This is a genomic window from Chitinophaga caseinilytica (assembly GCF_038396765.1).
GTDB classification, from domain to species: domain Bacteria; phylum Bacteroidota; class Bacteroidia; order Chitinophagales; family Chitinophagaceae; genus Chitinophaga; species Chitinophaga caseinilytica.
Genome location: NZ_CP150096.1, coordinates 1561829 through 1582238 on the forward strand (window position 1 = coordinate 1561829; position 20410 = coordinate 1582238).

Below are 20410 nucleotides of genomic sequence, written 5' to 3' on the forward strand. Positions count from 1 at the left end.
ACCAATTTCTGAATCCAGATATTTAATCAACAGACGATATTTCAGGAGAACCCGAGCGAAAGCCATCAAGCCATTCAGCGCCTTCATGGGGCGTTTGTCATCTGATTATATTGCATTTTATCAAATTCCACGTTGTGATGCAGGACAAATATGTCTTTCATTAAACAGGCTGTTCCATCCCGGACAGCCTGTTTTCATTTTACCCACTCGTTTGTGTGTTGCTGGTCGGCCGTTAAACGCTGTGAAAAATTCAGTTGCAAGGGGTTGCAGTTGAAAATTTTTTAATGAAAGGTGGATATGCCTTTCAATGTTCCAAATTCCTTCTCCGCCGCAGCCTCAGCCGCTATTTTCGTAACTTGCATGTTTCCCCCGGGCGCAAGCCGCGCCAGGCACAAGAAGATTTGTCAAACATGACTTATACACCGAACAACAAAATCAGGATTGTAACCGCAGCGGCCCTGTTCGACGGGCACGATGCGGCCATCAACATTATGCGCCGCATCATGCAGGGCACCGGCGCCGAAGTGATCCACCTGGGGCATAACCGCTCCGCCGCCGAAATCGTGGACTGCGCCATCCAGGAAGATGCGCAGGGCATCGCGGTAACGTCGTACCAGGGCGGGCACATCGAGTTCTTCAAGTACATGTATGACCTGCTCAAGGAAAAAGGCTGCGGCCACATCCGGATCTTCGGCGGCGGCGGCGGCACCATCCTCCCCTCCGAAATCGATGAGCTGCACGCCTATGGCATCGCCAGGATTTATAGTCCGGACGATGGCCGGAAGTTCGGGCTCGCCGGCATGATCGAAGACGTCATCCGTCAGTGCGATTTCGAAACGGTGGAAAAAGGTAAATGGAAGCTGGACGCCGCGAAACTCCGGCATTTCGACTCCCCCGAAATCGCGAAAGCCATCACTTACGCAGAAAATTTCGCGCTGAACGGCCAGCAGGAAGACCTGAAGATCATGGCCAACCGCACCGTGCCCGTGCTCGGCATCACCGGAACGGGCGGCGCCGGGAAATCCAGTGTAACGGATGAACTGGTGCGCCGCTTCCTGCGGACCTACACCGATAAAACCATCGCCGTTATTTCCGTAGACCCGTCCAAAAAGAAAACGGGCGGCGCACTGCTGGGAGACCGGATCCGGATGAACTCCATCCATCACCCCCGCGCCTACATGCGATCGCTCGCCACGCGCGAAAGCGATAAAGCCATCAGCCTCCACATCCAGGAAGCCATCGATATCTGCAAAGCCGCCGCATTCGATTTTATCATCCTCGAAACCTCCGGCATCGGCCAGAGCGATACCGCCATCGTCGATTACTGCGACGTAGCGTTATATGTGATGACCCCCGAATACGGCGCCGCTTCCCAGCTGGAGAAAATCAACATGCTGGATTACGCCGATCTCATCTGCATCAACAAATTCGATAAAGCCGGCGCGCTCGATGCCCTGCACGACGTGCGCAAACAATATAAGCGCAACAATGGTTTGTGGGACGCCAAAGACGAAGACCTCCCGGTAGTAGGTACCATCGCTTCGCAGTTCAACGACCCCGGCGTGAACCAGCTCTTCGGCCGGCTCATGCACCGGATCGTGGAAAAAACCGGGACGCACTTCGGGGAAGATAAACCCGATAAACCCGTGACCGCCACATCCACCAAATCCCTCATCATCCCGCCCGCCCGCGTCCGCTACCTGTCCGAAATCGCGACGGCGAATGGGGAATATAACGAATGGGTGACCGAACAATGCGCCCTCGCCACGCAGTGGTACCAACTCGCCGGCGTTCTCAAAACACCCGGCCTCAAACATGCCGCCGAACTGGAAGAAATCAGCCAGCACGTGCAGCAGAGGATCGCACCGGAATGCAAAGCCCTCATCGATGGCTGGCCCGCGCTGGTAGCGAAGTTCAAAGCCGATTACTATGAGTTCCAGGTGCGGGACAAAGTCATCAAACTGCCGCTTTTCAGTGAAAGCCTCAGCCATACCCGCATCCCGAAAGTGTCGCTGCCGAATTACAACGACTGGGGAGATATCCTCCGCTGGCAGCTCACCGAAAACCTCCCCGGAGAATTCCCTTACGCAGCGGGCGTGTTCCCGCTGAAGCGCGAAGGCGAAGACCCCACGCGGATGTTCGCCGGCGAAGGCGGGCCCGAGCGCACCAATAAAAGGTTTCACTACGTTTCGGTAGACCAGCCGGCCAAACGCCTGTCTACCGCATTCGACAGCGTTACGCTCTACGGCGAAGACCCCGCCTATCGCCCGGATATTTACGGGAAGATCGGGAACAGCGGCGTGAGCATCGCTTCGGTAGACGATGCCAAGAAACTCTACTCCGGCTTCGACCTCTGCGATCCCAAGACCTCCGTGTCTATGACGATCAACGGTCCTGCCCCGATTTTGCTCGCGTTTTTCATGAACGCCGCCATCGACCAGGAGTGTGAGAAATACATCGTGAAAGAAGGGCTCCAGGAAAAAGTGGAGGCCATCATCAAAAAGAAATTCAAAGATCACCCGCTTCCCAGATACAATGGCGAGCTGCCCCACGGCAACGATGGGCTGGGCCTGCGTTTGCTGGGGATTTCCGGCAGCGATGTGCTGGAGCCGGAAGTATATGCAAAGATCAGGGCGTATGCGCTCAGTACCGTCCGCGGTACGGTGCAGGCCGATATTCTGAAGGAAGACCAGGCGCAGAATACCTGCATTTTCTCCACGGAATTTGCCCTGAAGCTGATGGGCGACGTGCAGGAGTATTTCATCCGCGAGAAAGTCCGCAACTTCTATTCGGTGAGCATTTCGGGGTATCATATCGCGGAAGCCGGCGCCAATCCTATTACGCAGCTCGCGTTCACGCTGGCCAACGGTTTCACGTACGTGGAATATTACCTGAGCCGCGGCATGAACATCGACGATTTCGCGCCCAACCTGTCTTTCTTCTTCAGCAACGGCATGGACCCCGAATACGCCGTGATAGGCCGTGTGGCCCGGCGCATCTGGGCAAAGGCCATCAAGTATAAATACAAGGGGAACGATCGCTCGCAGAAACTGAAATATCATATCCAGACGTCGGGCCGCAGTTTGCACGCGCAGGAGATCGACTTCAACGATATCCGTACTACGCTGCAGGCGCTCTACGCCATTTACGACAACTGTAATTCCCTCCACACCAACGCGTACGACGAAGCCATTACCACGCCCACCGAAGAAAGCGTGCGCCGAGCCATGGCCATTCAGCTCATCATCAACCGCGAACTGGGAACGGCGAAGAACGAAAACCCCAACCAGGGAAGCTTCTTCGTGGAAGAGCTGACAGATCTCGTGGAAGAGGCCGTGCTGGCGGAATTCAACCGCATCACCGAGCGCGGCGGCGTACTGGGCGCCATGGAAAGGATGTACCAGCGCAACAAAATCCAGGAAGAAAGCCTGTATTACGAATCGCTGAAACATTCCGGCGAGTTTCCCATCATCGGTGTAAATACCTTCCTCAATAAAAACGGCTCGCCCACGATCATTCCGGCGGAAGTGATCCGTTCCACCACGGAGGAGAAGGAATACCAGATCAATGCGCTGAACGCTTTCCAGGAAAGGCATTCGGCCGATGGTGAAGCGCAGCTGAAGAAACTCCAGGAAGTGGCGGTACAGAACGGCAACCTGTTCGCGCAGCTCATGGAAACCGTGAAATACTGTACCCTCGGGCAGATCACCCACGCGCTGTACGAAGTGGGCGGGCAGTATCGCAGGAATATGTAGATAGCATCTTCAAATCATCATAAAAAAGCACGACCGGTTTGGCCGTGCTTTTTTATTGGGGCCGTTTTGATATTTGATTCGCTTCTATCGTATCTTGCCGGCATGCAAACGGCCATCACATACCAGCAAAGGATAGACGAAATCACCCTCCGATTCCGGCAAACGGACGCCCAGTTGAAGCAGCTCAGCTTCATCAGGCTGCTGGCGTTCGCGGGTATCCTTTACACGGGTATCCAGTACTTCCGGCAGGGCTTTTATTGGCCCTGGCTGCTGGGCGCCTTCGTGCTCGTTTGCGGGTTCATCTGGAGCCTGGCGCGGTATCAGAAAGGGAAAGACCATCGGGCTTATCTGAAAGAGCTGCTTTCCCTCAATGAAAAAGAACTGAAACTGGTGACCGGCGGCGGTGCGGATTTTGAAGATGGCGAAGCGTTTATCGACGATCAGCATGATTTTTCCGGCGACCTGGATGTGTTCGGGCCCTCGTCGCTGTACCAGCATATCAACCGCACCGGTACGCTGTCGGGCAAAACGCGATTGGCCAACTGGCTGAGATCTCCCCTGCAATCCGCCGAAGCGATCCGCGAAGTGCAGGCCGCAGTGCAGGAGCTGAGCCCCAGGATCGGGTTCCGGCAGGATTTTGCGGCGCATGCCCGGCTGGCGAACGAGTCTCCGCGCGACATGGAGGAGATCCGCCTGTGGAAATCCGCGCCCATGGAGTTCGTGCACCGGAAAGGATTGCGGATCGCGGCATACGTGATGCCGGCGCTCGTTTTGGGCGGTATTGTATATTATGGGATCACCGGTGTATATATCTGGATGTTGCTCGCGCTGTTCGTGAACTGGGGGATTTTGCTCATGAACGTCAAGAAAGTGAATGCCCAGCACATCCTGGTGTCCAATAAAGAAAAGGTGTTGGCGAAATTCGCAGTGCTGCTGCGGATGATCGGAGCGGAAAACTGGAATGGCGTACCCTGGCTGGAAGCGCGCAAGCGTACCGCTACGGATGCCGACCGTTCGCTCCATGCCCTCGCGCGCGTGAGCAACGCGCTCGACCAGCGGATGAACCTGCTGGTGGGGATCGTGCTGAATTCGGTCATGCTGTACGACATTCACTGCATGTTCCGCCTGGAACGCTGGAAGGAAAGGCATCGCGGTGATATGGACGAATGGCTGGACGCGATCGCGCTTATGGAAACGGCCAATAGTCTTGCCACATTTACTTTCAACCATCCCGATTATATTTTCCCGGAAGTGGGTGGCGGGATGAGTGGTACCGGTGGAGAAGGGATCGGTCATCCGCTGATCCCCGAAAGTGAATGCGTGAAAAACGACTGGAGCATCGCGGGGAAAGAACAATGCCACATCGTGACGGGGTCGAACATGAGCGGAAAAAGCACTTTCCTGCGGAGCGTGGGTGTGAACTGGCTGCTGGCGATGACCGGTGCGCCGGTGTGTGCGGTGAAATTCCGGTGTCACCCGTTGCGGATCATGACGTCTATGCGGATCAAGGATTCCATCGCGCGGCATACTTCGTATTTCCAGGCGGAGCTGCAGCGGCTGCAACGCATTATCGATGTATTGAAAAGCGGGGAGGAAGTGTTCATCATCCTCGACGAAATCCTCAAAGGCACGAATTCCGAAGATAAACTGACGGGCTCCCGCGAGCTGGTGAAGCATTTCCTGCAGTTCCGCTGCGCGGGGATGATCGCCACGCACGACCTGGAGCTGGGGGCGCTGGAAGCGGAGTGCCCCGGGCAGGTGCGCAACTACTGTTTCGAAAGTAGTCTCGATAATGGAAAACTGCATTTCGATTACACGATGCGGCCCGGCATCGCGCGGAATAAAAACGCGACTTTCCTCATGCGGCAGATGGGCATTATATAAATTTTTGTTGTACTAATAAAATTAGTATTTTTACTAAAATTATTAGTGTATATGACGCTCCCGTTCAGCGATACACCCGCTTCATTCCCATACTATAAAGGCCGCGGCGCCCAGGTGAACCCTAAGAACAAATACCTGGCGGAAGAGTACGCGCAGGAACATCCGGAAGGCATCGACGAATGGTGGCAGGCGGACGTTCCCACGCAGATCTTCGAAGAAAACGCGAAAACGCTCGTGAATAAGGTAGACAGTCCGGATGTGGGCATGTGGTACTCAATGAACCCTTACCAGGGCTGCGAGCACGGCTGCATTTACTGTTATGCCCGGAACTCGCACCAGTTCTGGGGTTTCAGTGCCGGGCTGGATTTCGAGCGGAAGATCGTCGCCAAAACGAATGCGCCGGAGTTGCTCCGCAAGTTCCTCAATAATAAGAACTGGGTCCCGAGGCCGGTATCCCTTTCCGGGAATACGGACTGTTACCAGCCGCTGGAGCGCAAAATGTGGCTGACGCGGCAGTGCCTCGAAGTGGCCTGGGAGTATCGCCAGCCGGTGGGGATCATCACGAAAAATGCGCTGGTGCTGCGGGACAAGTACATCCTGCAGAAAATGGCGGAGCATCAGCTCATTTGTGTGTATGTGAGCCTGACGACGTTGCAGGAAGACCTTCGCCAGAAGATGGAACCGCGGACGGCCACGGCCGTGCAGCGCCTGAAGGTGATCCGGGAGTTGTCGGAACTGGGGGTTCCGGTGGGCGTGATGACGGCGCCCATCATTCCGGGGCTGAACGATCACGAAATCCCCCGGTTGCTGGAACAGGCGGCGGAAAATGGCGCGAAGTACGCGGGGTACACGGTGGTTCGCCTGAACGATGCCGTGAAGATCATTTTCAAGGATTGGCTGCAGAAGAATTTCCCAGACCGGTCAGACAAGGTGTGGCACATGATCGAAGGGCTTCACGGCGGCGAAGTGAATGATAGCCAGTTTGGCCGCAGGATGCGCGGCGACGGGAACCTGGCAGACATCATCCGCCAGCAGTTCAGGGTGCAAACGAAGCGCCTGGGCATGAACCAGGAGAAATTCGAGTTCAATACGAGCCTGTTCGCCCGGCCTACGAACCAGTTGAAACTGTTTTGAGGGGAGGTGCCGTTGGCTTATGCTTCTTGGCCAGTTATCCTTGCAAATCGAAAGTTGAATGTTCGATTTACAAGGATAAATGGGCTTTTTGCCTAACAAGATTGTGCTAGCGACGATTTATTATCAATCAGTTTGACATAAGAACCAGCATGTCCATTTTATCCAGCCAAAATTAATTTCGATGTCTGGATGACCACCAAGGTCCAAAGAAGAATCAGCAAAATTCTCAATGGCGGAACAATGCCAGAGCGTATGGATCCTTCAAGACGGAATGATACGCAATTCATAAAGAAATAACCCGCTGGGAAGTGCGGATGAGGGTCTAATATATAGTTATTTTTACTATCTTTAATCCCCTCATACCTGTAAAATAACATGCGAACCGCACTTACTTCCCTGTGCCTCAGTGCTTTATTGTGCTGCTGGATGCCCCCTTCCGCGCATGCCCGCACCCACCCATCCGTGCTATCGGCGCCGGCGGAAGAAAGCACCAACTTCGTGATCCGGGAAAAGAAAGAACGCTATGAATTCACCCGCGGCGATAAATCGAACCCCGTCTGGGTAAAAGAAACCTCCGGCACCATATTCCGCTGCAACGAATTCCGCGAAGCCATCCCCATCGTCACTTTCTACAACGACTACAGCCGCGTGGAAGAAATAAAAGCATGGGTAGACGGCGACCGCTTCAAAGTAAAGCCCGAACACCGCTACCACGCCATCGAAGATATTTTCTACGCAGACGCCAGGATCTGCGGTTTCATGCTCCCATTCAAAAAGAAAGGAACGGAAAGCCGCACCGAAATCGAAAAAATCACCATCGATCCCCGGTATTTCAACACCGTATATTTCCAGGAAGACTATCTCGTCGAATCCAAAGAAGTCACCATCGTCATCCCCCGCTGGATGAAAACCGAAATAAAGGAAATGAACTTCGAAGGCCACGGCATCCAACTCGTCAAATCTTACGATAAAAAACTCGACGCCGACGTTTTCACCTACACCGCCGCGCGAATCCTGCCCGGCAAAAGCGAGCCCGGAGCCCCGGGCCCCAGCTACCTCTATCCGCACCTGCTGATCTTCAGCCACAGTGCAGATTCCCCCGCAGGCACCGCCACTTATTTCGGCAATCTGCAAAACCTCTACGCATGGTACCACAGCCTCGTGGCCGCCGTCGATAACGACCGCGATGCCGTCAAATCCACCGCAGCCGCCATCGTGAAAAACAAATCCACCGACCTCGATAAAATCAAAGCCATCTACACCTGGATGCAGGAAAACATCCGGTACATCGCTTTCGAAAACGGTATCGCCGGCTTCAAACCCGCCACAGCACAGGATGTACTGGCCAAAAAGTACGGCGACTGCAAAGGCATGGCCAACCTCACCCGCGAAATGCTCGCCTCCCTCGGTTTCGACGCAAGGCTCTGCTGGATCGGGACGCGCCACATCGCCTACGACTATTCCCTGCCCACCCTCGCCGTAGATAACCATATGATCTGCGCCGTTTTGCTGGACGGCAAAACCTGGTTCCTCGACGCCACCGAAACCTACATCGGCTTCGACCAATATGCTGAACGTATCCAGGGCCGCCAGGTGCTCATCGGCAACGGCGACAAATTCGAGCTGGCCCGCATACCCGAGCGCACCTTCGAACAGAACCGCCAGACCGAAAAAAGGGCCCTCCGCATCGAGGGGACGAAACTCACCGGCACCGCGGCTCACCGGCTTTCCGGCGAATGCACCGAAAACATCCTGTCCAGCATCCATCAAATCCGCAGCACGAAACTCGACGAAGCCCTGCAGGAATACCTGTCCAAACAGAACAACCAATACCGCATCGCCAATATGCGCACGTCTGACCTCCACAACTGGAATACCGACCTCGTCATCGATTACGACATCACGCATAACGACGCCGTGAGCGCCTTCGGCGACGAGCTCTTCGTGGAACTGGACTTCCGCAAGGAAATGGATGACGCCGCCATCGATACCGCCCGTCGCCGCCACGACTACTGGTTGCCCTACAAGCGGCAACTGGTGCAGGAAACGGTGCTGGCTCTGCCGGATGGCTACAAGGTGAAATCCCTCCCGCCCGCGCTCGATGTAAACCAGCCCAACTACACTTTCAAAGCCACATACGAACAGAAAAACGGACAGGTCATTTACCGGAAAGAAATCATCATCCGCAATACACGCCTGCAACGCAAAGACTTCGCAGCCTGGAACGCCGACATCAGAAAACTACGCCAAGCCTATCTCGAACAAATCTCCCTTACCAAAAAATAATTCACCGATGAGGACCACCATTGCCATCATTATCTGCCTGTTGCTGTTCATCACCGGCATGGTAGCCCAGGAGCGGAAGCCCGAATCCTGGGACGTGCAGGCGGAAAAAAATATATAAAACGGCAGGAGGAAGTAAAGGAGGAAGTCTGGAACATCAAACAGGCAGGGTTCCGCAACCGGACGGTGCCTCCGGAATATGCGAAAGAATCCGCCGTCATCCTGGCCCGGTATGTAGACCTCATGACGCCGCAGAAAGCCGTGAAACTCCATCGCACGGAGCGCAACCTCGTGGCTATCAATGATAAAGCAGCCCTGGAACGGTACTCCGATTTCGAGTTTAAACAATACGAAAATTACGACGACAGCTACCAGCTGGAGCCGTTCGATAAGATCACGAAAGTCGTGTACCTCGGTGTCCGGATTTATAAAAAAGACGGCTCCACGAAGGAAATCTATGGAGATGAAGCCGTGGTGACCGACCTGGTGCGCAACCGCTACAAATCCCGCAAACTCGCCATTCCCGACCTGCAGGTGGGCGACCTCGTGGATTATTATTTCCGGGAAGAATCTTTCGTGATCGGCGCCAACAACTTCTCGCGCGAGCTTTTCGTGTTCGGGGAGGAAGAGCCGGTTTTGGAATATGCGATCCACATCGGCGCATTCAATGAGTGGTTTTCGATGGAATACCGGTCGATGAACGGCGCCCCCAATTTCAAGGAGCGCTACGACGATCACCTCATTCATCTGGACATGCTCGTGCGCAACATCCCGCCCCAACCCGTCAACCTCTGGATGAACCCTTTCCGGCAATTGCCCATGGTGCGTGTACATCTGCGTCCCGGCGCCCGTAACGAAAAAGCCGGCCGCAGGAAGGAGGGGATGATCTACGCCAATCCCAATGCCACTAAAATCCGTGACGAAGCCGTCATGAACATCGCGCCGCTCCGTAACATGAAAGCCGTGACCACCCTGCCCTCGTACGATGAAGTGAACGACCGGGTGAAACGTTTCAAAAAGGAAAACCCCAACGCCTCGCAAGCCCAGCTGGCGGAATTCATTTACCATGTAGTGCGGTATGTGGTCGTTTACCACATCTGGCCCAACGATCCCATCGTGGTAGACCGCCGCCGCAATTTCAAAGCGCTGCGCGAAGAGAATTTCTTGCTCTATGTGAATTATGTGCTCGATAAATACGATGTCCCCGCAGAATTCGTCTTCACAACGGTGAAAGACGGCCCGGCATTGACGGACGTATTCGATTCGGACGATTTCCGGATGATGCTGCGCACCACGGGCAGCAAGCCCATCTATATGAGCGTGGACGGTCTTTTCGCCACCACAGACCACATTCCGGCCGATTTCGAAGGGCAGAAAGGGGCGCTGCTGCCGCGAAACAGTCCACATATAGACGGGCAGTGGGACATCCCCGAAAGCTCCGCGGGCCAGAACCGGCAGTCCAATTTGATGAGGATCGGCTTTGCGAAAGACAACCTCCAGCAGCTGGAGATCGACCGCGAAACGACGGTTACCGGCCATTTCAGGAAGCGTACCCAGCAGCAGCTTTTGTTATTCGAAGATTATTACGCGGAGGAAAGGAAGCTCCTGGGGATAGAAACGTCGTTCATGGACGATTTCAAAAAGAGCCGGAATACCCGCGCCCTGCACGATGAATACCTGAATGCCTTCGACAAGGCCCGCCGCGCAGTGAAGGATTACTTCCGGGAAGAAGTGCAGCAGCAGTTCGAAGACGCCACCCCCACACTCGATACTTTCGGGATCAAAGCGATGGGCCTGCGCACCGAAAACCCCGACCTGGTGTACAATACCCGCTTTTCGCTGGATGGCCTGGTCAAAAAAGCCGGTGCCGACTACATCCTGGACGCCGGCCGGCTCATTGGCGGGCAAATCGCCGTGAAGCCCTCCCAGCGCAAGCGCACCGCGGATATCTATATGTCTTTCGCCCGGTCGTTCGCATACGATATCGAATTCGACATCCCTGAAGGATATGTGGCCGAGGGGATAGAAAAACTCCCCAGGCAGGTGGATAACGAATGCGGAAGCTTCATCGTGAAAGCGGAACAGAAAGACGGAAAGCTCCGCCTGCAGATCACGAAAACCTACAAATTGGCCCACGCCGCAGCCGCAAAATGGCCGCAGCTGCTGGAAATGATCGATGCGGCAGAAGCTTTCAAAGACCAGAAGATACTCTTCAGAAAAGCAGGGTAACAAAAAGAAAATCCAGTGGAAACAATTTTTTAATAAAAAATATTGCGAAAGAAAAAAATAATTTTCTATCTTTGTTGACGTAAACAAACGCTAAATAACAATGTCACGCAATTGTACATATAAGATGAAGGTCGCAAAACGCATGCAGAAGCAGGCGGGTGGCCATATGCGGGCAGGTTATAGCAGGTAACAAAGCAAGAAGTTATCCGAAAGATATAACAGAAGGGTCCCGCAGAAAATGCGGGACCTTTTTTTAGTGCTGATGGACATACAACTGAACAAAACAATCGCGCAAGTGCGACGCCGGGCAATGGCGTACGGGAAGTGCCTTTCATGGTACCCGCCTGGTGGGACCGTTATGTATTGATGTGAACGTAATTATTACGAACGTTATTCATAGCCCGGTCCGCCGCCCATAGCCGACCGGGCTTTTTATTTTAAGCCCCCGAAACGGAAACGAACATATAATATAACATGGTAAGTGCTTTTTAGAGAAAAAGTGATTTGCCCCAAAACGAGACCCAATGAGAAACGTTGTACAATTTGTAAGAGAGGCCCTGATCAACAATTTCCGGGAATTGGACCAATGGTTCCAGGAAGATTCGGTATTACTGCATTTTAAACCGGAACGCGACACCTGGAATGCGCGGGAGGTGATTGAACATATATGCCTTACCAACTATTTTCTGCTCCTGACCATCAATAAAAGCACCCGCCGCGCGTTGGAACGCAAGGTTGAAGGGTTGCACATCATGCCGGGATCGGATTATGAAGATAAATTCCGGCAGATCGAAGTCGTGAGCAGCAAATCCTTCGGATGGGTAAACCCCGCTCACCTGGAACCCTCCGGCACCAGGGACCTCGATGAAATCCGCATCCTCCTCAAACAACAATTTGCGCAGTGCATGTATAATCTCAGCCTGCTCAAAAACGGGGAAGGAAAACTCGTCAAAACGATGATGACCGTCAATAACCTGGGGAAACTGGATATCTATCAATATATCTTCTTCCTCACCAAACACATCGAACGCCACATCGCCCAGTTACACGAACTGCGCGACCAGTTCGAAGAAAGCGCGGTAATGATCTGAACTATTTATTCAAAGCAAAAGAAAAGAGTCAACCCCGGCTCCCGCTTTTGCGGGAGCTTTTTTTAACATTTAAAAATGCCAACAATGAGAAAGAATCATAAATCCACATACCAAAACCTCAAACCGGACCGCGTAGCGATCCTATCCACAAACTATAACATCAGGTATGATGGACTATACGACGACGGCGGAGGAAAGCTGCTCCTTGCACTCCTTCCGCATACGGTGCCCGCGCTCCCGAAAGCGCGCCGTGCGGGCCGACCGGGAAAAACGATTGATTAAACTGGAAAATGAAAGAACGAAATTATGGTACATCAAACACCATGAAGTCGTTTATGTGCCGCTCGATCCACCCATTCAACGCGGCTTTAAACGCAGTTTCGTGCTTGGTGAAGAGGTGGCCTGCTCAGCCGGTGCCGCATTTTACCAGGGAATTCTGGACAAGATCAACACCACGCTATTCCAGCCCGATCGTTTTTTCCTTAAAAAAGTAAGAAAGAACGGTAAGAAGAAAATACCCATACCGCAATACTTGCTGGAACCGGATACCCAACGGTTCCTCAAGCAGGCTTTCACGGAAAAGGAAGCCAGTCTTTTTTACCTCAGTATTCCCTCCAACCCCCGGCGCAGATGTGGCCAGGAAGTCTGGAAGTTCAAAGAGCCCTGGCGATTCCGGCTGAAAATCCGCCCCAATTTCATTACGGAACAGCGGGTGGAAGACACAGCCGTGGAACAACGCCTCCAGGAAATCCGTCAGATACAGGCCGATCCAAAAATTTTCGGCCGGATGGAGAACCTGAAAGGGCGAAAGGTGAGAATTTGGGGATCACGAAAGTGGCCCCGGCCTTACCGCTCCCGGACAACAACCCGGCAATGGCTCATGGAGCTGGAGAAAGAACTATTATTTTAACAAATCTTATCCCTACCCGGTACCGTGGCATAAAAGATGCTGCGGTATCGTTAACTTGTCTGTCAGCAGACAGACGTTTTAATTCATCTATATGTCAAAACTCAAACTTCGCGGCAAAGACCTCCGGGCTATCGGTTACCCCGAATCCCCGGTGATCAGCGTCGCGATCGGTGTCATGGAGAAGCATTATAAGCATCACTCGCAAGACGCCGCGCTGGCCCTGCTTTCACAGGTGCTGCAAGACCCCGCCGCTTTCGCGGCAGACGAGCATCTTGGTAAAATCGCCGAAAAGCTCATCGTGGAAGAACCCACGGAAATCCCGCTGCTGGAAGCAGCACTTCCTTACCGGATTTTCGGTGAAGAATTTATTGACGATTCGGCCCTCCGGCAAATGAATTACGCCATGCGCCTGCCGGTTACCGCCGCCGGCGCGTTGATGCCCGATGCGCACCATGGCTACGGCCTGCCCATCGGCGGCGTGCTCGGCGTCCGCAATGCCGTGATCCCTTACGCCGTCGGCGTAGACATCGGCTGCCGGATGTGCCTGTCCATCCTCGATATTCCCGTTGCAGACCTTGAGAAAAACGCATCGCAGTTCAAACGGGAACTGATCGCGCAAACGGCTTTCGGCGCAGGAACTCCGTGGAAAAAGCGGGAAGACGACCCCGTGCTGGAAAATCCCGCTTTCGAAGAAATCGGACTGCTGAAGCACCTGCACGATAAAGCCGCTGCACAGCTGAGCACATCCGGGTCCGGTAACCACTTCGTGGAATGGGGCGAAGTAACCATCACCGACCCCGCGAACGAATGGGGCCTGGAACCGGGAACGTACCTGGGTTTGCTGTCGCACTCCGGTTCCCGTGGCCTGGGCGCCCAGATCGCCGGGCATTACACCAAAGTGGCACGTGAGGTTTGCCAGCTTCCGCGGGAAGTGCAGCACCTCGCCTGGCTGGATATGGATTCCGATAACGGACGGGAATACTGGATGGCGATGAACCTCGCCGGAGATTATGCTTCCGCGAACCACCACCACATCCATCGCCGGCTGATCAAGGCCATGGGCGCTACTTTGCTGGCAAGGGTGGAAAATCACCACAACTTCGCCTGGAAAGAAAACCATGGTGGGGAAGACCTCATCGTTCACCGGAAAGGCGCCACACCGGCGGGTAAAGGGGCGCTCGGCGTAATCCCCGGCTCCATGACCGAACCGGGATTCATCGTGCGCGGACGGGGTTTCGAAGCTTCGCTGGATTCGGCTTCGCATGGTGCGGGCCGGCAGATGAGCCGTTCCAAAGCCACGCAAACCTTCACGATGCACGAAATGGGCCGCCTGCTCCGCGATAAAGGCGTGACGCTCGTTGGCGGCGGGCTTGACGAAGCGCCGGGTGCCTACAAAGACATCCGCGCCGTGATGGCCGCACAAAAGCCGCTGGTAGACGTGGTAGGTTCTTTCCTTCCGAAGATCGTCCGTATGGCGGACGGCGGACCGGGAGAAGATTGATGATCCATCCACCGGAAATAAAAAACGGGGGAAACAGTACGCTGTTTCCCCCGTCGTATTTTCAGCAAAGGCCGTTCTGTTAAGCCTTTTGCAGGAATTTTTCTTCATACACCTGCCTGATCCCCTGTTCCAGCGGGATTTGCGCTTTCCAACCGAGGCTATGAAGGCGGGAAACGTCCATCAGTTTGCGGGGCGTACCGTCGGGTTTGGTGGTGTCGAACACGAGTTTTCCTTCGTAGCCGACGATCTTTTGTACCATGCGGGCGAGGTCGGCGATGCTGAGATCTTCCCCTACACCGATATTGATCGGGCCGGGCTCGTTGTAGCCCTGCATGAGGAAGAAGCAGGCATCGGCCATATCGTCTGCATGGAGGAATTCGCGGAGGGGCGAGCCCGTACCCCAGATCACCACTTCGCTTTGGGCGTTGGCTTTGGCGTCGTGGAATTTGCGGAGGAGGGCGGGCAGCACGTGCGAGTTCTGCAGGTCGTAGTTATCGTTGGGGCCGTAGAGGTTGGTCGGCATAACGGAAATGAACTGCGAACCGTACTGGCTGCGGTAGGCGTCGCACAGTTTGATGCCGGCGATCTTGGCGATGGCGTACGGCTCGTTGGTCGGTTCCAGGGTGCCGGTGAGGAGGTATTCTTCCTTCAGTGGCTGCGGCGCCAGTTTGGGATAGATGCAGGACGATCCGAGGAACATGAGTTTTTTCACGCCGTTGAGATGGGCATGATGGATCACGTTGTTCTGGATCATGAGATTATCGTACAGGAATTCCGCGCGATAGGTGTTGTTGGCCACGATGCCGCCCACTTTGGCGGCGGCGAGGAACACGTAATCGGGTTTTTCTTCCTGGAAGAAAGCCGCTACGGCGGCCTGGTCCCGCAGGTCGAGGGTGTCTGAAGTGCGGGTCACGAAGTTGTGAAAGCCCGCTTTCTGCAGTCTCCGCGTGATGGCGGAGCCCACCATGCCACGGTGCCCTGCGATGTATATTTTGCTGTTCGGTTGCATGCGTTATTCGAATTGGTTCAGGACTTTGTACCCTGCGTCTTTCAGGAGCTTTTCGCGGCGGAAAAGCTCGATATCGGCCTGCATCATGTCTTTCACGAGGCTATACAGGTCGTGTTCCGGTTTCCAGCCCAGTTGGGTTTTGGATTTGGTAGGATCTCCGATGAGGAGGTCTACTTCGGTGGGGCGGAAATACCGCGGGTCCACGGCTACCACTTCCGTTCCGGGTTTGAGGGGGAAATCGGGATGGGTGGCGGATTTGACGATACCTTTTTCTTCCGCGCCTTCGCCGGAGAATTCCAGTTCCACGCCGATCTCGGCGAAGCTGAGGCGGATGAAATCGCGGACGGTGTTGGTTTCGCCGGTGGCGATCACGTAATCTTCGGGTTTATCCTGCTGGAGGATGAGCCACATCGCTTTCACGTAATCTTTGGCATGGCCCCAGTCGCGCTTGGCGTCGAGGTTGCCCATAAAGAGTTTATCCTGCATGCCGAGGCCGATCTTGGCGACGCCGCGGGTGATTTTGCGGGTCACGAAGGTTTCGCCGCGGAGGGGAGATTCGTGGTTGAAGAGGATACCGTTGCAGGCGTACATATTGTAGGCTTCGCGGTAGTTGACGGTGATCCAGTATGCGTACATTTTAGCGACGGCGTAGGGAGACCGGGGGTAGAACGGGGTTTTTTCGGACTGGGGGATTTCCTGCACCAGGCCGTACAATTCAGACGTAGAAGCCTGGTAAATGCGGGTTTTTTCCGTCAAGCCCAACAGGCGCACGGCTTCCAGGATGCGGAGGGTGCCCACGCCATCCACGTCGGCGGTGTATTCCGGCGTTTCGAAACTTACCTGCACGTGGCTCATGGCGCCGAGGTTGTAAATTTCGTCTGGCTGTACTTCCTGGATGATGCGGATGATATTGGTGGAGTCCGTAAGGTCGCCGTAATGCAGTTTCAGGTGGACGTTAGGTTCATGAGGATCCTGGTACAGGTGATCGATCCGGTCTGTGTTGAACAGCGAGGTGCGGCGCTTGATGCCGTGCACTTCGTACCCTTTCTTCAGGAGCAGTTCCGTCAAATAGGCGCCGTCCTGCCCGGTGATCCCTGTAATTAAAGCTTTTTTCATCTGTTTGGGCGGATTTTATCCCGGCAAAAATAGCATTATCCCGGGTATCGGCGGGGGAAAAATGAAACCGCCCGGACAAATCTGCCGGGCGGTCTGCATCTATCCGTCGTTACACACGTATATAAATTTTCTTTCTATCCATCCACCATCCCACGAGCCACAGCAGCAGCACATGGAACAGTGCGAAGGCCAGGGAGCCCGGGTAATCGCCCAGGGCGGGCTGGAAAATATGATGGTACATCCAGCTGTAAAGCCCTTCATGGTCAGGGCCGAGCCGGAAATAGGTGTAAGTGTCTACCAGCATGCCCGACAGCACGTAAATGAACAGCGGGTTTTTCCCGAACACTTCGAAGAAGTAGGTCCCTTTGCCCTGCCAGCCTTTCATTTCGATGAGGTAAATGAGGACGGAAAGCACGAGGGTGGCCAGGCCTACGGTGTAAAGCACATAGGAGCTGGTCCAGATTTTCTTGTTGATGGGGAAAACGGAGCTCCACAGCAGTGCGATGGCGATGAGGGCCGATCCGGCGATCACCAGTTTGAGGAGCATGCCGCGGGCATGACGGTTTTTCTGAACATACGCGCCTACCAGGAAGCCGAACACCACGTTCCCGACGGCGGGCAGGGTGCTGAGGAGCCCTTCCGGCTCGAAAGCCACGCCTTCGCCATGGTACATGTGCGATTCGCCGAGGATGGCGAGGTCGATGGCCTGGCCTGCGTGGCCGGTCATGCTGTAAGGGTCTCCGGGCGCGCCGAAGAAATACATCACGGCCCAATAGCCCAGCAAAATGAGGACGGTGGCGATGGCGGCGCCTTTTGGTTTCAGGTAGTGGATGAGCAATGCCCCGATGCAATAGCACAGCGCGATGCGTTGCAGCACGCCGAGAATGCGGAGGTTATTGAAGTCCATGAAATTGAAATGCCCTTCCGCGTCGTAGCGCCCGAACGGATACATGTTCAGGAACAGGCCGATGAAGAAAATGAGGGCCGTCCGCTTGAAGATCTTGCCCAGCACCTGCGCATTGTTCAGGGTGTTGAACTTCTTCATGGCAAAGCTCATGGCGTTGCCCACGGCAAAAAGGAAGAACGGGAACACCAGGTCGGTAGGCGTACAGCCGTTCCATTTGGCGTGGTTGAGCGGCGCATACACGTACTGCCAGCTGCCCGGTGTGTTCACGAGGATCATACAGGCAACCGTCAATCCGCGAAATACATCTAAGGATAGAAAGCGTTGATTTTGGTTCATTGGCACGGGTTTATCCGTTAAATCTAAACCAAAATCCCGAAAAATGCTAGTCCGTTAACGTTACCGTTAGCCCGCCATTTCGCTGAGCTCCAGCCATCGCATCCCTTTTTCGTCCAGCAGCTCCATCACTTCTCCCACGCGTTTTGCGGCCTGCTGGAGCTGGTCGTACGACAGCGACCCGGTGGCCATCTGATCGTCGATCGATTTTTTCTCCTGTTCCAGCGCGGCGATTTCTTTTTCGAGGAGCTCCAGTTCCCTTTTCTCCTTGAAAGACATTTTTTTCCCTTTCTGTTCCACGGGTTGAACGGGTGCAGGCGCGGCGACTTCAGCGGGTTTGGGGGGAGCGGTTTTGATTTTTTCCTGGTCTTTTTCCCATTCGCGGTACTGGGTGTAGTTGCCGGGGAAGTCCCTCACTACGCCGTCTCCCTCGAAAACGAAGAGGTGATCTACCAGTTTGTCCATGAAATAGCGGTCGTGGCTCACGATGATGATGCAGCCCTGGTAATTGAGGAGGAAATCTTCCAGGATGCTCAGCGTGGGCAGGTCGAGGTCGTTGGTGGGCTCGTCGAGCACGAGGAAGTTGGGGTTGCGGAAGAGGATGGAAAGGAGGTGGAGCCTTCTTTTTCCCCGCCGCTCAGTTTGGATACGTAGGTGTATTGTTTTTCGGGCGGGAAGAGGAAGAGTTGCAGGAATTGTGCGGCTGAAACTTTTGTTCCGTCTGCCAGGGGAAGTTTTCGGCGATATTTTTCACGAATTCGATGACGCGCATGTCTTCCTTGATCACGAGCCCTTGCTGGGAGTAATTCCCGAAAACCACGGTGTCTCCCACGTTGATTTTGCCGGAGTCTGGCTGTTCGGAGCCGAGGAGCATGTGGAGGAAGGTGGATTTGCCGACGCCGTTTTTGCCGACTACGCCAACCCTTTCGCCTTTTTTGAAGGTGTAATCGAAGCCGCGGAGGATCTGGAGATCGCCGTAGGCTTTATATACTTTCTTGAGTTCCAATATCTTACCACCGAGCCGGGTCATTTTGACGTTGAGCTCGAGTTGTTGTTGTTCGAGGCGTTTGGCGGCTTTTTCCTTTACGTCGTAGAAGGCGTCTTGCCGGGATTTGGATTTGGTGGTGCGGGCTTTGGGTTGTTTGCGCATCCATTCCAGCTCTTTGCGGTAAAGGTTGCGGGCTTTTTCGGTGCTGGACCGGTCAGATTCTTCGCGGGCGGCCTTTTTCTCGAGGTAGTTTTCGTAATTCCCTTTATAGATGTAGAGCTCGTTGTTGTCGATTTCCATGATCTCGTTGCAGACGGAGTCGAGGAAATAACGGTCGTGGGTAACGAGGAGGAGGGTTACGTTTTCCTGGTCGAGGTAATGTTCCAGCCATTCGATCATGGAAACGTCGAGGTGGTTGGTGGGCTCGTCGAGGATGAGGAGGGTGTGTTTATGTTCGAATCCGATGTCGATGAGTACTTTGGCGAGGGCCACGCGTTTCTGCTGGCCGCCGGAGAGTTTGTCGACCGGTTGATCGAGGTGGTGGATATTGAGTTTGCCGAGGATTTGTTTGACTTTGGCGTCGAAATGCCAGGCGTTGAGGGCGTCCATTTTCTCGATGGCGGCGGAGAGGGCGAGCGCGTCGGGCTCGGGGCCGTCTTCATCGGTGAGGGCTTCGTAGTCCTTGATGGCGTTGAGGATGGGATGGTCGTGGTCGAAGATGTTTTCGAGGACGGTTTCGCCGGGTTGGTGGCGGCTCGACTGTTCGAGCATAACAACCGTAACGTCTTTATGGATCCATACTTTGCCTTCGTCGCCGTGTTCGGTGCCGGTGAGGATCTTGAGGAGGGTCGATTTTCCTGTGCCGTTGAGGGCTACGAGGGCGATTTTATCGCCTTCTTCGATATGGAATGAGATGTTTTCAAAAAGGGGCTTCTCGCCGAATGATTTGGAGAGTCCCTCCACCGTTACGTAATGCATGGCGCGAAGTTAAACCCTTTTCAGAAAATTGGTTTTTTCAATATTTTTTTCGTATATTCATAAAGGGAATAACAGATGGGATTTTTTTCAATGGGAACCTTATTTATAGCCTTCCAGCATTACTATAAGAATCAACTAATTTAATGGCATCCCGTAATTGCTTCGGGTGAAAATGATATAACAGGGGAGCTCCGGCAGAAGCAGGCTCATCCATCGCTTGCCCCAGACACGGCCTTTTTCCATTTTTTTGTGGTATCTTTTGTTTGTCTCCCCTGGTTGAAGGAGAATAAAA

13 protein-coding genes are annotated in these 20410 nt (G+C 54.2%); 8 read left to right on the plus strand and 5 right to left on the minus strand.

Features of this window, described 5'->3' with window-relative positions:
* Positions 1-410: 410 nt before the first annotated feature.
* The 8 genes from WJU22_RS06765 (at position 411) to WJU22_RS06800 (ending at position 14787) form a co-directional block, all read left to right on the plus strand.
* A complete protein-coding gene (locus tag WJU22_RS06765) occupies positions 411-3755 on the plus strand; it encodes a methylmalonyl-CoA mutase family protein (protein WP_341842486.1) in 3345 nt (1114 codons plus the stop codon).
* A 102-nt stretch (positions 3756-3857) separates the two neighbouring features.
* Positions 3858-5639 (plus strand): MutS-related protein, encoded by a 1782-nt coding sequence (locus tag WJU22_RS06770; protein ID WP_341842487.1) that lies wholly within the window; start codon positions 3858-3860, stop codon positions 5637-5639.
* A gap of 51 nt (positions 5640-5690) precedes the next feature.
* On the plus strand, positions 5691-6773 hold the full coding sequence (locus WJU22_RS06775) for a PA0069 family radical SAM protein (RefSeq protein WP_341842488.1): 1083 nt from the start codon (positions 5691-5693) through the stop codon (positions 6771-6773).
* Between the two features lie 375 nt (positions 6774-7148).
* Positions 7149-9059: a transglutaminase domain-containing protein gene (locus WJU22_RS06780; RefSeq protein WP_341842489.1), complete on the plus strand. Its 1911-nt coding sequence runs from the start codon at positions 7149-7151 to the stop codon at positions 9057-9059.
* Positions 9060-9242: 183 nt separating this feature from the next.
* A complete protein-coding gene (locus WJU22_RS06785; protein WP_341842490.1) occupies positions 9243-11285 on the plus strand; it encodes a hypothetical protein in 2043 nt (680 codons plus the stop codon).
* Positions 11286-11809: 524 nt separating this feature from the next.
* A complete protein-coding gene (locus WJU22_RS06790) occupies positions 11810-12376 on the plus strand; it encodes a DinB family protein (RefSeq protein ID WP_341842491.1) in 567 nt (188 codons plus the stop codon).
* 166 nt (positions 12377-12542) lie between these two features.
* Positions 12543-13286 carry a hypothetical protein gene (locus WJU22_RS06795; protein ID WP_341842492.1) on the plus strand — a complete coding sequence of 248 codons (744 nt, stop codon included), beginning with the start codon at positions 12543-12545 and terminating at the stop codon, positions 13284-13286.
* A gap of 91 nt (positions 13287-13377) precedes the next feature.
* The gene (locus WJU22_RS06800) at positions 13378-14787 is read left to right on the plus strand and encodes an RtcB family protein (protein WP_341842493.1); all 1410 of its coding nucleotides are present in this window, start codon (positions 13378-13380) and stop codon (positions 14785-14787) included.
* Between the two features lie 79 nt (positions 14788-14866).
* Here WJU22_RS06800 and fcl read toward each other — a convergent pair whose 3' ends face one another.
* From fcl to WJU22_RS06825, 5 genes are all read right to left on the minus strand, one after another.
* Positions 14867-15796 (minus strand): GDP-L-fucose synthase, encoded by a 930-nt coding sequence (gene fcl, locus WJU22_RS06805; protein ID WP_341842494.1) that lies wholly within the window; start codon positions 15794-15796, stop codon positions 14867-14869.
* A gap of 3 nt (positions 15797-15799) precedes the next feature.
* Positions 15800-16912 carry a GDP-mannose 4,6-dehydratase gene (gene gmd / locus WJU22_RS06810; RefSeq protein WP_341842495.1) on the minus strand — a complete coding sequence of 371 codons (1113 nt, stop codon included), beginning with the start codon at positions 16910-16912 and terminating at the stop codon, positions 15800-15802.
* A gap of 109 nt (positions 16913-17021) precedes the next feature.
* Positions 17022-18155: an acyltransferase family protein gene (locus tag WJU22_RS06815; protein ID WP_341842496.1), complete on the minus strand. Its 1134-nt coding sequence runs from the start codon at positions 18153-18155 to the stop codon at positions 17022-17024.
* 66 nt (positions 18156-18221) lie between these two features.
* A complete protein-coding gene (locus tag WJU22_RS06820; RefSeq protein WP_341842497.1) occupies positions 18222-18728 on the minus strand; it encodes a hypothetical protein in 507 nt (168 codons plus the stop codon).
* A gap of 61 nt (positions 18729-18789) precedes the next feature.
* Positions 18790-20118, minus strand: coding sequence for an ABC-F family ATP-binding cassette domain-containing protein (locus WJU22_RS06825; protein WP_341842498.1), 1329 nt, complete (start codon positions 20116-20118; stop codon positions 18790-18792).
* Positions 20119-20410: the final 292 nt, after the last annotated feature.